Origin of the sequence: Shouchella phoenicis, assembly GCF_047238345.1 — a bacterium.
Lineage (GTDB): Bacteria > Bacillota > Bacilli > Bacillales > Bacillaceae_D > Shouchella.
Window position 1 is genome coordinate 2008334 of record NZ_JBDFMQ010000001.1, and the last position, 13636, is coordinate 2021969.

Consider the following 13636-nt stretch of genomic DNA (forward strand, 5'->3'; position numbering starts at 1 on the left):
CTCACCCCCGTCTTACCCCTCGGGTACTACCTTTTCAAATAAGTCCCTTACCATTGCTTCTGTCATTTCCCCTTGATAATAATGCTGGACTTCTCCATGTTCATCAATAACAAGTGTTGCCGGTAATGGACGAATTCCATAAGCCCGGGTTACTTCTTGTCTACTATCGATTGCGATGGGGAACGTTAAATTGTGACGAGAAACGAACGAATCGACCGTTAACTCAGACTCGTCCACATTAATGGCAATCATTTCTACATCGTCTTCATATTCCTTATAGATTGATTCAATATGCGGCATTTCGCGCTCACACGGTTCACAATACGTGGCCCAAAAATTTACGAAGACCCCTTTGCCCTCTTGTTGCGCCATTTCAAAACGATTATCATTTAAATCTCGCAAAGCAAAGTTTTCAGCTTGATCCCCTGCACGAACAACACCATCATTTGATTGAGAATTGGCATAAAACGTATAGCCAATTGCACCCGCAATAACTAGCAAGATCGCTAGACGAGTAATGGTACGTTTTTTTTTGCTCAACGGATGCGCCCCCCTTCTTTTTGTGAACGTTTTCGTACACTTCCATTATAACGTGGGAAAGAAGTGAATTTTATCTTTTTTATGACGGTTTCGTGACAGCCAATTCTTTTAGTTGCTTAATCTCAATCGCTTTAATTGCACGGTACTCACCTGGATTTAAGTTACCTAACGTTAAAAAACTAAACCGCTCACGCTTTAGCTTTTCTACTTGGTAGCCAAACGCTTCCATCATTCGACGAACTTGACGGTTTTTCCCTTCATGAATAATAATTCGAATAATCGATGTGTTTTTCTTCCGATCGCTTGAGAGCAACTTCACTTTCGCTGGAGCTGTTACACCATCATCAAGCTTCACACCTGTTTCAAGTTGTTTTAGCTCCTTGCGATCAGGTATGCCCTTTATCTTTACAACGTATTCTTTTTCAATCTTAAATTTTGGATGCATCAACAAATTGGCAAATTCACCATCGTTTGTTAATAACATTAAACCTGATGTATCGTAGTCAAGACGGCCTACAGGATAAATTCGCTGTGGGACATCGATCAGATCGGTTACTTTTTTTCGCCCTTTTTCATCATTTGATGTTGAAATGACACCTGTAGGTTTATAAAGTAAGTAATAGACTGGTTCTTCTTTATCTAAAGGGACGCCATCCACTTCTACTTCATCTTTATTAGGGTTCACCTTTACGCCTAGTTCTGTTACACGTTTTCCGTTTACCTTCACTCGCCCAGCTGTAATATATTCTTCTGCTTTTCGTCTTGATGCCACGCCTGCTTGAGCGATGACTTTCTGTAATCGTTCCATCTTTCTCACCTCTTGCATCATCATAACGAGTTTTCGATTGTGTTACAAGTGTCCGTTATAAGTTTCCTACTAGTTCAGCCCGTTGACTAGCGTTTTAAAAACGAAAAAAGCCTCCCTTATCAACATGTGATAATAAGATGGCTCTTTCGTTTATGAACCGAATATTAAGCTAACAATAAAAATCGCGGCAATAATTCCGACCAAATCAGCAAGCAGCCCAACCTTTAAAGCATCCCCCATTTTCTTAATCCCGACCGCTCCAAAATAAACGGTTAAGATGTAAAACGTCGTGTCCGTACTTCCTTGTAGCGTTGCCGCTAGTCGACCGATATAAGAATCTGGCCCATGGACAGCTGTTAAATCCGTCATTAAGCCGAGCGCACCTGTACCTGAAATCGGTCTTAGTAGAGCAAGCGGAACAATATCAGCTGGCACTCCGATCCAAGAAAGAACGGGTGCCATTGCCGACACAAGGGCTTCCATCGCTCCAGACGCACGGAACACATAAATCGCTACAAGCATGCCGACAAGATAAGGGATAATTGAGATGGACATTCCGAACCCTTCTTTCGCGCCAGACACAAATACCTCGTAAGTGGGGACTTTACGGATGGTGGCAATGAGGATTACCGTCCCAATCAGTAGTGGAATCATCCAAACTGATAGTGCCGTTAACCATTCCATTAAGACGACCTCCCTTTTCGACTACGCAAAAAATGAAAAAAGCGGTCAATACAAATGGCACCGATCATCGCGCAACCAGATGCAAAAATCGTTGTACTTACGATATCCGTTGGCGCTTCAGAGCCATATGACATTCGAATTGAGATCACTGTGGTGGGGACAAGGGTCAAGCATGCTGTGTTGAGCGCAAGCAATGTAATCATAGAACGGCTCGCTTCATCTTTACCCCCATTTAAGTTCTTCAATTCTTCCATTGCCTTAATCCCCATTGGCGTAGCCGCATTTCCTAACCCAAAAACATTTGCCGTTAAGTTTGATAAAATATAGCCCATTGCCGGATGGTCTTTCGGAACGTCTGGAAACACTTTTCTAGCAATCGGATGAACCATTTTTGCTAATTGGGTTAAAAGACCTGCTTTTTCTGCGACTTTCATCAAGCCTAACCAAAACGTCAGAACGCTAATAAGACCGATACAAATGGCAACCGCCTCTTTTGCCCCGTTAAATACACCTTCAGTCACTTCACTCATCGTTCCATTAACCGCTGCGTACACCAATCCTACGAGTAGCATCCCGGCCCAAATATAATTAATCATCTTGAACCAGCTCCAACGACAATGGAAAATAGCTGCCTAATTTTCTCCCAAAACGATCGTTCTTTCTCCTCCTCGCCTTCTTCATAATAAAGCGGTGTGCTCTCCATCTCTTCACCATTTGCGATGAAACTTAATGTCCCTACTGGCTTAGCCTTCTCTTCGTTAGTTAGCGGCTGCGTAGGAGGGTGTACGAATTCAAGTTTTGGCTGAATCGCGCTTCTTTCTTCAGTCGTTAATGGGTAAATAACTGGGTGTTTAATGATTAAATGATTAGCATAAGCATCATCTGTATCTACTTGCACCGGGCCAGCTTCAATTAATGTATGAAGCTGAAAATGACGAAAACCCCAATTAAATAAATTCATATGGTCGTCCCAATCATTAGGATCATTTAATGTCACTGTTATTAAATCCAGCCCGTCCTTACTTGCCGTTGAAACGAGCGTTCGTTTTGCTAATTTTGTATAGCCTGTTTTCCCACCGGTTGAATAATCATACTTTTCAGTAAGCAACCGATTTTTGTTGTGAAACACACGAACGTTCTCTCCTTGTGAACGGTATTTTTTTGTTGAGGAAATCGTTTGATACGATTCATTTTCCATTGCGTACTGGGTTAAAAGCGCCATATCATACGCACTTGATAAATGATCTTCATGTGTATCTAACCCATGTGGATTCCGAAAAAGTGTATGAGACATCCCAATCTCTTCAGCTTTTTCATTCATCATATACACGAATCCTTCTACACTTCCCCCAACATGTTCAGCAATAGCCATCGCTGCATCATTTCCGCTTCTCATCATTAGGCCGTAGACTAAGTCCTCTAGTTTCATTTTCTCGCCTGACACTAAATAAAGAGAAGACCCTTCTGTTCCTTCAGCATTTTTTGATATAAGGACTGTTTCATCTAATTTGCCAGATTCAATCGCTAGAATGGCTGTCATAATCTTTGTAATACTAGCGATTTTTAAAGGCTGGTGTTCATTTTTCCCAAAAAGAACACGACCAGATTCTTGCTCCATTAAAACAGCAGCCTGTCCGGATATTGGAAAAGTCACTTGCTCTTTTGCATACACACTGCTGGCTAGTACTTGTAATAAGAAGCAACAGATAATGATGCTAATCATGCCTTTTTTTATCATGGATCGGCTCAACTCCCGCACAGTTTATATAAAAATTTATGCGAACAAGCCCTAAATATGACAAGCTTCTTTAAATTCATGATCGAAAGGACGGTTAAATATGACGTTCTTTCCTACACAACAAAAAAAGACCGCTGTGCTTCGACTAAATGTCAAGCGCACGGTCTTTTGTTTTATCCTTTTGGTTTAAATACAAGTGCAGCGATAAATCCAAAGATAATGGCAGCGGATATTCCGGCACTTGTGATTTCAAAAATACCCGTTATAATGCCAATTAGTCCCACTTGGTCTGCTTCTTCCATCGCTCCTTGTACAAGGGAGTTCCCAAAGCTCGTAATTGGAACTGTTGCACCTGCACCAGCAAAGTCGACGAGCGGTTCATATAAACCAAATCCCGCTAATACAGCTCCGCTTACAACTAAAGTAGACATCGTATGTGCTGGCGTTAATTTACACACATCCATTAATAATTGTCCGATGACACAAATCGCCCCACCAATTAAAAAGGCCCATAAGAAAATCATTTAATGCGCCCCCTTTTGCGACTCAATGACGACTGCATGAGCGATGCACGGAATGGATTCTTTTTGTTGGAAAGAGAGAGGAGATAGTAGCGCACCTGTCGCCACAACAAGTAAGCGATTAAGTTGACCCGATTTCACTTGATTTAACAAGTGCCCGTATGTGACAACCGCTGAACAACCTGGTCCACTTGCACCCGCAATGACAGGTTGATTTTCTTTGTAAAGCATTAATCCACAGTCTTGGAAGCGGTCATGACCTAATTCATATCTTTTTTGCTTAAGTAAGTCACGGCAGATCGGCAAACCAATCTGACCTAAATCTCCTGTAACAATTAGATCATAGTCATCTGGTCCACGATTAAACTCCTTAAAATGGGCTTCAATTGTATCTGCCGCCGCTGGAGCCATTGCGCCACCCATATTAAACGGGTCCGATAATCCCATATCAATGACCTTGCCCATTGTCGCTCCGGTTACGATCGGACCATCACCTGTTTTTGCTACTAAAGCCGCACCTGCCGCTGTTGCAGTCCATTGAGCGGTTGGCGGTTTTTGGCCACCATATTCGGTTGGATAGCGGAACTGCTTTTCAGTAGCAGCATTATGACTAGAAGCCACGCTCACAACTTGATGTGCGCCACCAGCATTCACTAAAAAAGACCCTAGCGCTAAACCTTCCATTGATGTTGAACATGCCCCAAACATTCCTAAGTAAGGAATGGCAAGCGAACGTCCAGCAAAACTTGAAGGTGTCAGCTGATTCACTAGATCTCCTGCAAGCAGGAAATTAACATCTTCTTTTTTTACTGAGGCTTTTTTTAATGCGGTCGTGACGGCACCTTCAACAAGCATTGTTTGTGCTTTCTCAAATGATTTCTCACCAATCCACATGTCATCATGGAGTAAATCAAATGCTTCTGGAATCGCTCCATTTCCTTCAAACGGTCCTCCAACTGTACCTGTTGATACAATGACGGGATGAGAATCAAACCGCCAGCTTTGTTTTCCTACTAACATCACATCACCCCTGCTTTTATTAAGAGTGTTTTAACAAGAGCAATGACAAAAGCAGCCACCGTTCCAAAAACGATAACAGAACCTGCCAATTTAAACATATTTCCACCTACACCTAACACATAGCCTTCGGTCCGGTGTTCAATCGCCGCTGAAGCAATGGAATTTGCAAACCCCGTAACAGGAACCGCTGTACCTGCACCAGCAAATTGCGCAATACGATCATAAAATCCTAAGCCAGTAATAAGTGTAGCAACGAAAATTAACGTGGCCACGGTTGGGTTACTCGCAGTCTTTTCTGTAAAGTCAAAGAACGTGTAATAAAACACTTGTAAACATTGGCCAATAAAACAAATCGAGCCACCAATTAAAAAAGCAATGATGCTATTCTTCAATACTGGGCGCTTTTTCTCGTATTGCTTTGCCAACGTTTGATACTGTTGTTGTTCCTCAGTGAGTTTTTTCTTAGCCACGGTCATCCCTCCTATTCTTTAACATGGGCCTCGACTTTTTTTAATTCCTTTTCAACTTCGTCATTTGATAAATGATCTGTTTTAATCTTTTCCTCGGCTTCAGCTAATTCTTTATAAATTTTCTTATCCGTTGAAATATGAATGGTTGAATCTGGATAAAGTGATTTAACTGAATCAAATGCTTGTTTGCGCACATCTTTTAAATGAAAACGATCTTTCTGTTTAACATGTAGGGCCATAATCATGACATCACGATGCTGAATCCCTCTCACGCTTAATACTTCGTCCATTTTAATTAATTCTTCCTTTGCTCGATCGGACGCTTCTTGTCCTTTTCCTGCTGACTCTTGCAGCATAAATGCTTGCCCTTGCTCATCTTCATAAGCCGTACATGCAGTTAAGAAAATGATAAGTATAAGTGCTAGTCCTTTTTTAAACATTTGTTCACCCCCGTTAAGTAGAAGTTGCATGCTAGTTAGGGTGTATCAGATAAAGGACTTTACACATGAAATTATTGACATTCATTTGCCAGAATAGCTCAGCCATTGAAACAGAAACTAGTGAGATAAAGATACCTCAAACAAATCAGGTGACGACATGATGCAAAGCTATATATCCTTAACAACCGAGTTGATTATAGGTTTTTTTGCGCTTTTAATCTTATCGAAAGTGCTTGGAAAAAACCAAATTACCCAGCTCACCCCATTTGATTTCATTTCCGCTCTCGTAGTCGGGGAACTCTTAGGAAATGCGATTTATGATGAAAGCATTAATCTTGTTTATGTGCTATACGCCATTTTTATCTGGGGCTCTTTAATTTATTCAATTGAAATGATTACCCAAAAATTTCGTTTCACGCGGGGATTACTTGAAGGATCTCCCTCCATTATTATTGCAAAAGGACGTATTCAGTATGATGAATTGCGGAAGAATAAATTAGACTTAAATCAGCTACAGCACCTTATGAGAGAAAAAGGGGTCTTTTCCATTCGAGAAGTTCAGTACGGCATTTTAGAAACAAACGGAACGGTAAACATCCAGCGCAAACAGGCTTATAATACGCCGATAAATCAACAACTCGAGATTCATGAAGAAGAGCCTAGTCTCCCTGTTCCGCTAATTATGGATGGCGAAATTATTTATGATGGGTTGAAACAAATTAATCGCACAGAAGAATGGTTAAAAAAACAAATTGAGGACCGTGGCTTTTTAAGTCATCGCGCAATTTTTTACGCAGAGTGGCTGGACGATCAGCCAGTTTATATGCAGAACTATTCGCCATAAGAAACTAGTGAAACTTTTGATTAACAAATGCGTAAAAAGGGTATAAAACGATAATATAATTGTGTTCATCTCCTTTCTTTGTATACAATAGAAAAAGATGACACGAATTGAAGGAGGAAACATCATGGCAATGAGAGATGTATTAAATAATGTTTATTCTTTAGGGGTCGGAGCAGCGTCAGCAAGTAAAGAACAAATTGAAAGAACGGTTAACGACCTTGTGCAAAGAGGAGAAGTAAAGCGTTCTGAATCAAACCAGCTTGTTGATGATTTAATGGAAAAAGGAAGAAAAGCGCAAAATGAAATTGAATCGATGATTAGTGAACGGGTGAAACAATATTTAGTATCTATGGATGTGGCAACTCAAGCTGAAGTTGACGCCTTAAAAGCGAGAGTCGCGATTTTAGAGAAAACGATGAATGAAAAAGAGCTAACCGAATCAAAAAATGATTAACATGTAAGAAAGGACAATTCACCCAATGCTGAAAAAAAGAATGCGGTACCTTTCAAGGTATCAAGACATTATAACAGCGCTCTATCACTATGGCTTTGGTCAAATTGTCCGAGACATGGGTTTACTTGAACGTCGAAAGCGAACACGTTCAAAAAATAAAACGAAAAAAGACTCTGATCTCACAGTAGCGAAACGAATTCGTCTATTGTTAGAAGAGTTAGGGCCGACATTTATTAAGCTTGGTCAACTAGCGAGTACACGTGCTGATCTTTTCCCTCAGCACGTGCTTAATGAGTTAGAAGAACTTCAAGATAATGTTCCAAGCTTTTCATACCGTGAAGCGAAAGAGATTTTAGAAGAAGAACTAGATGCTCCAATTGAGCAACTTTTTCGCTCTTTTAACCCTGAACCCCTTGCAGCCGCATCAATTGGGCAAGTGCATGAAGCAGAACTGCCTACGGGTGAATCGGTGGTTGTCAAAATTCGTCGACCTCATATTCAACATACAATTGAAACCGACTTAGCAATTATTGAAGATTTATTAGAATTAGCGGAAGACCGCATAGCCTGGGTGAAAAAATTTCGCTTAATTGATTTGTTTCACGAGTTTGCTAGCGCGTTAAAACAAGAAATTAATTATAAAAACGAAGCACAAAACGCAGAGCGAATTAAACGTCAGTCTAAAAATGAAACCACTATGTACTCTCCCATTATCTATTCTGCTTACTCATCAATGAAAGTGTTGACGATGTCAAAAGTAGAGGGAACCAAAATTACAGAAGCTACATACGAAAAAGGATATGATCAAGAAGTAGTCGCTGAACGCTTTGCTACAGGTATGTTTGAGCAAATTTTTGTTCACGGTTTTTTCCATGGAGATCCGCATCCAGGAAACATTTTTGTAACAAAGAACAACGATATTATCTTAATTGATTTTGGCATGGTTGGCCGCTTATCAGACGAGATGCGTCATAGCCTAGCGCTGTTAGTTCAAGGGTTAAAAAGTCGACACACCGACCGCGTGATGGAAGCATTATTTGCAATGGATATTGTCCATGAAGATGTAGATCGACCCCGTTTGCATGATGACTTGGATTACTTGCGCTTAAAGTATTATGATGTGCCGATGGCTGAGATTTCAATTGGTGAAGCGGTGCAAGACTTGTTCGCTGTTGCGAACCAGCATGATTGTTTGATTCCTCCTGATTTAACCATGCTTGGAAAAGCGCTTTTAGCAGTAGAATCCATTGTTTCCCACCTTGCACCATCGATTGCAATTATTGATATTGTTGAGCCCTTTGGTCGAATTTTAATAAAAGAACGCTATGATCCTCGTCGATTTGCTCGGAAGATCCAAAAAGAAACGCAGGATAGCTTTCATACGATTCGTTTATTACCTAAGGACGTCAGCAATACGCTTAAGGATATTCGTGATGGGAAATTAAAAGTGTCCATATCAATTGGTGAAATAAAAGATTTAATTAGAAAAGTAGACCGTATTAGCAACAAACTTGCTTTTTCCGTCGTGCTACTGTCTTTTAGTATAATAATGGCTGGCGTCATTATTGGTGGATCACTCACTGCTGAACCAACCATCTTATTGCAAATTCCGGCAATTGAAATTGGTTTAACCATTACATCGCTCATGTTCTTATGGATTATATGGGCAATATTTCGTTCAGGCAGGTTTTAGAAACAGAAAGAAAGTTGTAGGTTGATACTTATGTTTATTGAATTTGCAATGCCCACGTACCTTATAGCTGCACTTTTGGTTATTAATATTTTATTTGCAGCCATTTTAATTTTTATTGAGCGAAAAGATGCACAAGCAACTTGGGCATGGCTACTCATTTTGTTTTTCATCCCCCTCGTTGGATTTATCATTTATATCTTGCTTGGACAGACGTTGACCCGTAGAAAGATGTTCCAGTGGGAAGGGATAAAAAAAGTTGGGCTCGATCATCTAATTGATCAACAAAAGGAAGAAATTCTCAACCCAGACTTTCGTTTTAATAGCACGACCGTTGACCATAATCGTGATTTAATCTATATGCATTTAATGAATAACGATGCGGTTTTAACAAAAGAAAATCACGTTACCATTTATTCAGACGGTGAAAAAAAATTCTCACAATTACTTGCAGACATTCGTCGTGCAGAGACATTTATTCACATCCAATATTATATCTTTCGCTATGATGGACTTGGAAAAGAAATCATTGATGCGTTAACAGAAAAAGCAAGAGAAGGCGTTAAAGTCCGATTGCTCTACGATGATTTAGGTTCAAGATCAATGAGAAAAAAATTTTTAAAAGCCTTTCGAGAAGCTGGCGGCGAGGTAGGAATCTTCTTTCCGTCCAAATTTACCATCGTTAACCTCCGTCTTAATTTTCGAAACCACCGAAAACTCGTGAACATTGATGGCAAATGCGGATATGTAGGCGGCTTTAATGTTGGAGATGAATACTTAGGGAAGAAAAAAAAGTTCGGTTACTGGCGTGATACACACCTGCGAATTGAAGGTCCTGCTTTAGCCGCCATTCAAACGCGCTTTATTTTAGACTGGAATCAAGCGGCTAAAGACTATCACATCTCTTATCATAATCGGTACTTCCCAGAAGTTGAGTCAAAGGGAAATACGCCAATGCAAATTGTTTCAAGCGGCCCTGATTCAGAGTTCGAACAAATTAAAAATGGCTACTTAAAAATGATTATGGATGCAAGAAAATCGATTATCATTCAGACACCGTACTTCATCCCAGACAAAACCTTACTTGATGCACTACAAGTAGCATCACAAACAGGGATTGAAGTGAAAATCATGATTCCAAACAAACCCGACCATATGTTTGTTTATTGGGCAACCACTTCCCATATCGGGGAAATGTTAAAAGCAGGCGCAAAAATTTATATCTATGAAAATGGCTTTATTCATAACAAAGTACTGATCGTAGATGAAAAAGTTAGCTCAGTTGGGACAGCAAACATTGACCAACGAAGCTTTAAATTAAACTTTGAAGTGAACGCTTTTATCTATGACCCTATAATCGCGAAACAATTGATTCAAGATTTTGCAGAAGACGTAAACGTATCCACGCTTTTAACGAATGAGTTATATGAAGCAAGAGGCAAACGAATTCGCTTCAAAGAGTCGATCTCTCGCTTACTCTCACCTATTCTTTAAACTGCAAAAAAGGGGCTAATGCACAATCAGTGTGCGTTAGCCCTAACTTTTTTTCCACTTTACTTGATTCGCTACACGATACCGTTCTTGAACCGCTTTCCAATTTACAACATGCCACCAAGCGTCCACATACGCCTTTCGATCATTTTGATGCTTTAAGTAATAGGCATGTTCCCACACATCGATCGCAAGCAAAGGAATTTGATCTTGCTGTGAAAGTTGTTGATGCTTTTCTGCTTGTAATATTTCTAGTTGGTGTCCTCTTGGCGACCACACAAGTAGTGCCCATCCTGACCCTTCCACTTTATCGGCTGCCATCGTAAATTGTTGCTTCATTTTTTCAAACGAACCGAAGCAGCGCTCAATTTCTCTCAATAAAGGTCCCATCGGCTTTCCGCCGCCGTTAGGCGCCAAGATTTCCCAAAATAACGTATGCAAATAATGGCCTGCCCCATGAAAAGCTAGCTCACGTTCCCAATGTTTAATTAATTCAAATTGGTCCGTTTGTCTTGCCTTTTCCAGCTCTTTCTCTGCTTTATTCAACCCATCCACATAACTTTTATGATGAATCGAATGGTGGATACGCATCGTTTTTTCATCGATATGTGGCTCTAAGCCGTTATATGGGTACGGCAAACTTGGCAATATGTGTGTTCCAACCTGTCTTGTTTGGCGATGTTGACTTTGTTCATTCATCCCTTGCCATAGATGATAAATATGCGCCGCCGCCTCATCAACGTCCATTGATTCATACGCTAATGCGTGCTGCAATCGCTCCCGTGCATGAAAGAACTGCTCCACTGTACTTGAATCCACTTGTTTAATTAGATGTTCTTGTTGTTCTTGCCATAATTGTTCTAACTGCTGACACCATTCCCGAACCGAACGTATATGTGTATCGATGGTCATCACCTCGCCTCTCCTAAAAAACAATATGCAACTACTCTTGTTTCCGTGATAAAAGCCTGCACAAAAAAAGATAAATCCTTTTTAAAAGGCATTTATCTTTTTCGTTTACTCTTCTTCGAGCTGATTAAACTGTTCAAAGAACAAATCAGTATCTTCTTCAAGACCATCATTCGTTAAATCTAACTCAGACAGACTAGGCAAATCTTCTAATGTTTCCAAATTAAAATGATCAAGAAAATATTGAGTCGTTCCAAATAAAATGGCTCGCCCCGTTCCTACCACGCGTCCCTGCTCTTCAATTAATAATTTTGATGAAAGAGATTGAATGGCTTTATCCGATTTCACACCGCGAATATCATCAATTTCCACCCTTGTAATTGGTTGTTTATAAGCAATGATCGCCAATGTTTCCAGGGCGGCTCTTGAGAGACCTCCTTGAATCGGTGAAGCTGCTAATTTTTTGTATAAGGGTGCGTGCTCAACTTTTGTCGTTAAACGAAATCGATTCCCTAATCTCGCAATTCGAATGCCACGGTTTGTTTGATCCATATCTTGCTTTAAACGTTCTAAACCAGTTTCAATGATTTCTTCATCTTCAAGCTCGATTAAATCTTTTAGTTCCGATATTGAGATGCCTTCGTCTCCAACTACAAATAACAGTCCTTCAATTTTTGCCAATGTTTCAGCGTCCATTTATTTCTCCGTCCCGTATAAAAATCATAATTTCTTCAAAACTTTGATCTTGAACACAATAGATTGTTGATGTTTTAATTAACTCAAGGATGGCTAAAAACGACACAATCATAGAGGAACGATCGTCCCGCTCAACCAATTTAGAAAAATGCGTTGGTCCGTTCATTCGTTCAATCTGATTTAACAGCTCAACAATTCGTTGTTCAACTGATTGCTCTTCGGAATGGACCACTTTTGTTTTAGGTCGATTCCAAGCATTTCGTTGAAGCATTTTTTGAAAGGCCCCAAGCATGTCCACCAAGGTTACAGATTGAATTTGTAGCTGCCGTTCTTCCTCATCTGTTAAAAAATGCTGTAATTCTTCTGGTTTTCTCGTATGTAAAGAATGGCGTACTTCTTCTTGATCTTTTAAATGTTTGGCTGCTTCTTTATAGGTTTTATACTCAATTAATTGTTCAACCAGTTCATCTCGAGGGTCTTCTTCTAACCATTGCTCATTTTCATCAAACAACTCTTCTTGTTTCGGAAGCAACATTTGACTCTTAATTTGAAGCAACGTTGCAGCCATGACAAGGTATTCACTGGCAAGGTCTAACTCGAGCTCTTGCATTGTATGGATATAGTCTAAATATTGATCTGTTATCGTCGCAACCGGGATATCATAAATATCTACTTCAGCTTGTGAGATTAAATGCAATAATAAATCAAGTGGCCCCTCGAATAACGGTGTTTTTACGTTATAGATCGTCATTTTATTCTCACCAATCATTTTTTGTTAAGTATACCATAATCGATTAGCAGGACCTTTTTCAAGAAATAACTCGAAAGGAGTCGAAAAGAATTGTATTCTAACAATTATTTGGCGTTTCTCCATTATTTTCATGTCGATCGTGATTATTTTGAATGCCACGAAGTCTTGGAAGATGAATGGAAGAAGCACCCTGACCCAGATCGATTATCACCTTATGTCATTCTCATTCAAACCGCTGTTGCGCTTTACCATGAAAGAAGAGGAAATGAAAAAGGTGCTAAAATTCTCTTCCATCGCATTCTAAATCGTTTACGAACACGTTCGTTTCAGCTCCATCAGCTAGGGATTGATGAACAACGGCTCAAAGCTGACTTACAAGAACACTTTGCAAAAGTGGGAACTGGACCTTTTGTTGATTACGACCTTCCGCTCATTGATAAGCAGCTTCTTGCGAGATGTAAGCATCATGCAAAAGGAGAATGGGGAAGAGAAAGTCCATTAAACGAAGACGAGCTTGTCCATAAGCATCTTCTCCGCACTAGAAAAACGTAAAAAGGAAGGAACCAGAGCTGGTTCACTT

At 40.1% G+C, this 13636-nt stretch carries 17 protein-coding genes; 5 read left to right on the plus strand and 12 right to left on the minus strand.

Features of this window, described 5'->3' with window-relative positions:
• Positions 1-12 precede the first annotated feature (12 nt).
• The 9 genes from resA to ABC361_RS10845 form a co-directional block, all read right to left on the minus strand.
• Positions 13-540 carry a thiol-disulfide oxidoreductase ResA gene (resA, locus tag ABC361_RS10805; RefSeq protein ID WP_375078462.1) on the minus strand — a complete coding sequence of 176 codons (528 nt, stop codon included), beginning with the start codon at positions 538-540 and terminating at the stop codon, positions 13-15.
• Between the two features lie 79 nt (positions 541-619).
• Positions 620-1348: a pseudouridine synthase gene (locus ABC361_RS10810; RefSeq protein WP_413073993.1), complete on the minus strand. Its 729-nt coding sequence runs from the start codon at positions 1346-1348 to the stop codon at positions 620-622.
• Between the two features lie 150 nt (positions 1349-1498).
• Complete coding sequence (locus ABC361_RS10815; protein ID WP_413073994.1) at positions 1499-2032, minus strand: spore maturation protein; 534 nt, start codon at positions 2030-2032, stop codon at positions 1499-1501.
• Entirely contained in the window at positions 2032-2628 is a 597-nt protein-coding gene (locus ABC361_RS10820; RefSeq protein ID WP_413073995.1) for a nucleoside recognition domain-containing protein, read from the minus strand. Before ABC361_RS10820 ends, ABC361_RS10815 begins: the two co-directional genes overlap by 1 nt.
• Positions 2625-3770 (minus strand): D-alanyl-D-alanine carboxypeptidase family protein, encoded by a 1146-nt coding sequence (locus ABC361_RS10825; protein ID WP_413073996.1) that lies wholly within the window; start codon positions 3768-3770, stop codon positions 2625-2627. Before ABC361_RS10825 ends, ABC361_RS10820 begins: the two co-directional genes overlap by 4 nt.
• A gap of 173 nt (positions 3771-3943) precedes the next feature.
• Positions 3944-4294 carry a stage V sporulation protein AE gene (spoVAE, locus tag ABC361_RS10830; RefSeq protein WP_413073997.1) on the minus strand — a complete coding sequence of 117 codons (351 nt, stop codon included), beginning with the start codon at positions 4292-4294 and terminating at the stop codon, positions 3944-3946.
• Entirely contained in the window at positions 4295-5311 is a 1017-nt protein-coding gene (gene spoVAD / locus ABC361_RS10835; protein WP_413073998.1) for a stage V sporulation protein AD, read from the minus strand. It lies immediately after the preceding gene.
• Positions 5311-5787 (minus strand): stage V sporulation protein AC, encoded by a 477-nt coding sequence (spoVAC, locus tag ABC361_RS10840; protein ID WP_413073999.1) that lies wholly within the window; start codon positions 5785-5787, stop codon positions 5311-5313. Before spoVAC ends, spoVAD begins: the two co-directional genes overlap by 1 nt.
• 5 nt (positions 5788-5792) lie before the next feature.
• Positions 5793-6221: a hypothetical protein gene (locus ABC361_RS10845; RefSeq protein ID WP_413074000.1), complete on the minus strand. Its 429-nt coding sequence runs from the start codon at positions 6219-6221 to the stop codon at positions 5793-5795.
• A 160-nt stretch (positions 6222-6381) separates the two neighbouring features.
• On the opposite strand from ABC361_RS10845, the gene ABC361_RS10850 reads away from it, so the two are divergent.
• From ABC361_RS10850 to cls, 4 genes are all read left to right on the plus strand, one after another.
• Complete coding sequence (locus tag ABC361_RS10850) at positions 6382-7065, plus strand: DUF421 domain-containing protein (protein WP_413074001.1); 684 nt, start codon at positions 6382-6384, stop codon at positions 7063-7065.
• Positions 7066-7189: 124 nt separating this feature from the next.
• Positions 7190-7519, plus strand: coding sequence for a phasin family protein (locus tag ABC361_RS10855; RefSeq protein ID WP_413074002.1), 330 nt, complete (start codon positions 7190-7192; stop codon positions 7517-7519).
• A 25-nt stretch (positions 7520-7544) separates the two neighbouring features.
• A complete protein-coding gene (locus ABC361_RS10860) occupies positions 7545-9212 on the plus strand; it encodes an ABC1 kinase family protein (RefSeq protein ID WP_413074003.1) in 1668 nt (555 codons plus the stop codon).
• Positions 9213-9242: 30 nt separating this feature from the next.
• Positions 9243-10703, plus strand: coding sequence for a cardiolipin synthase (gene cls / locus ABC361_RS10865; RefSeq protein WP_413074004.1), 1461 nt, complete (start codon positions 9243-9245; stop codon positions 10701-10703).
• Between the two features lie 42 nt (positions 10704-10745).
• Here cls and ABC361_RS10870 read toward each other — a convergent pair whose 3' ends face one another.
• The 3 genes from ABC361_RS10870 to ABC361_RS10880 form a co-directional block, all read right to left on the minus strand.
• Positions 10746-11612 carry a superoxide dismutase gene (locus tag ABC361_RS10870; RefSeq protein ID WP_413074005.1) on the minus strand — a complete coding sequence of 289 codons (867 nt, stop codon included), beginning with the start codon at positions 11610-11612 and terminating at the stop codon, positions 10746-10748.
• A 105-nt stretch (positions 11613-11717) separates the two neighbouring features.
• On the minus strand, positions 11718-12305 hold the full coding sequence (scpB, locus tag ABC361_RS10875) for an SMC-Scp complex subunit ScpB (RefSeq protein WP_413074006.1): 588 nt from the start codon (positions 12303-12305) through the stop codon (positions 11718-11720).
• On the minus strand, positions 12295-13056 hold the full coding sequence (locus ABC361_RS10880) for a segregation/condensation protein A (protein ID WP_413074007.1): 762 nt from the start codon (positions 13054-13056) through the stop codon (positions 12295-12297). Before ABC361_RS10880 ends, scpB begins: the two co-directional genes overlap by 11 nt.
• A gap of 90 nt (positions 13057-13146) precedes the next feature.
• Here ABC361_RS10880 and ABC361_RS10885 point away from each other — a divergent pair, with 90 nt between their 5' ends.
• Positions 13147-13608: a DUF309 domain-containing protein gene (locus ABC361_RS10885; RefSeq protein ID WP_413074008.1), complete on the plus strand. Its 462-nt coding sequence runs from the start codon at positions 13147-13149 to the stop codon at positions 13606-13608.
• The last annotated feature ends 28 nt before the right edge of the window (positions 13609-13636 follow it).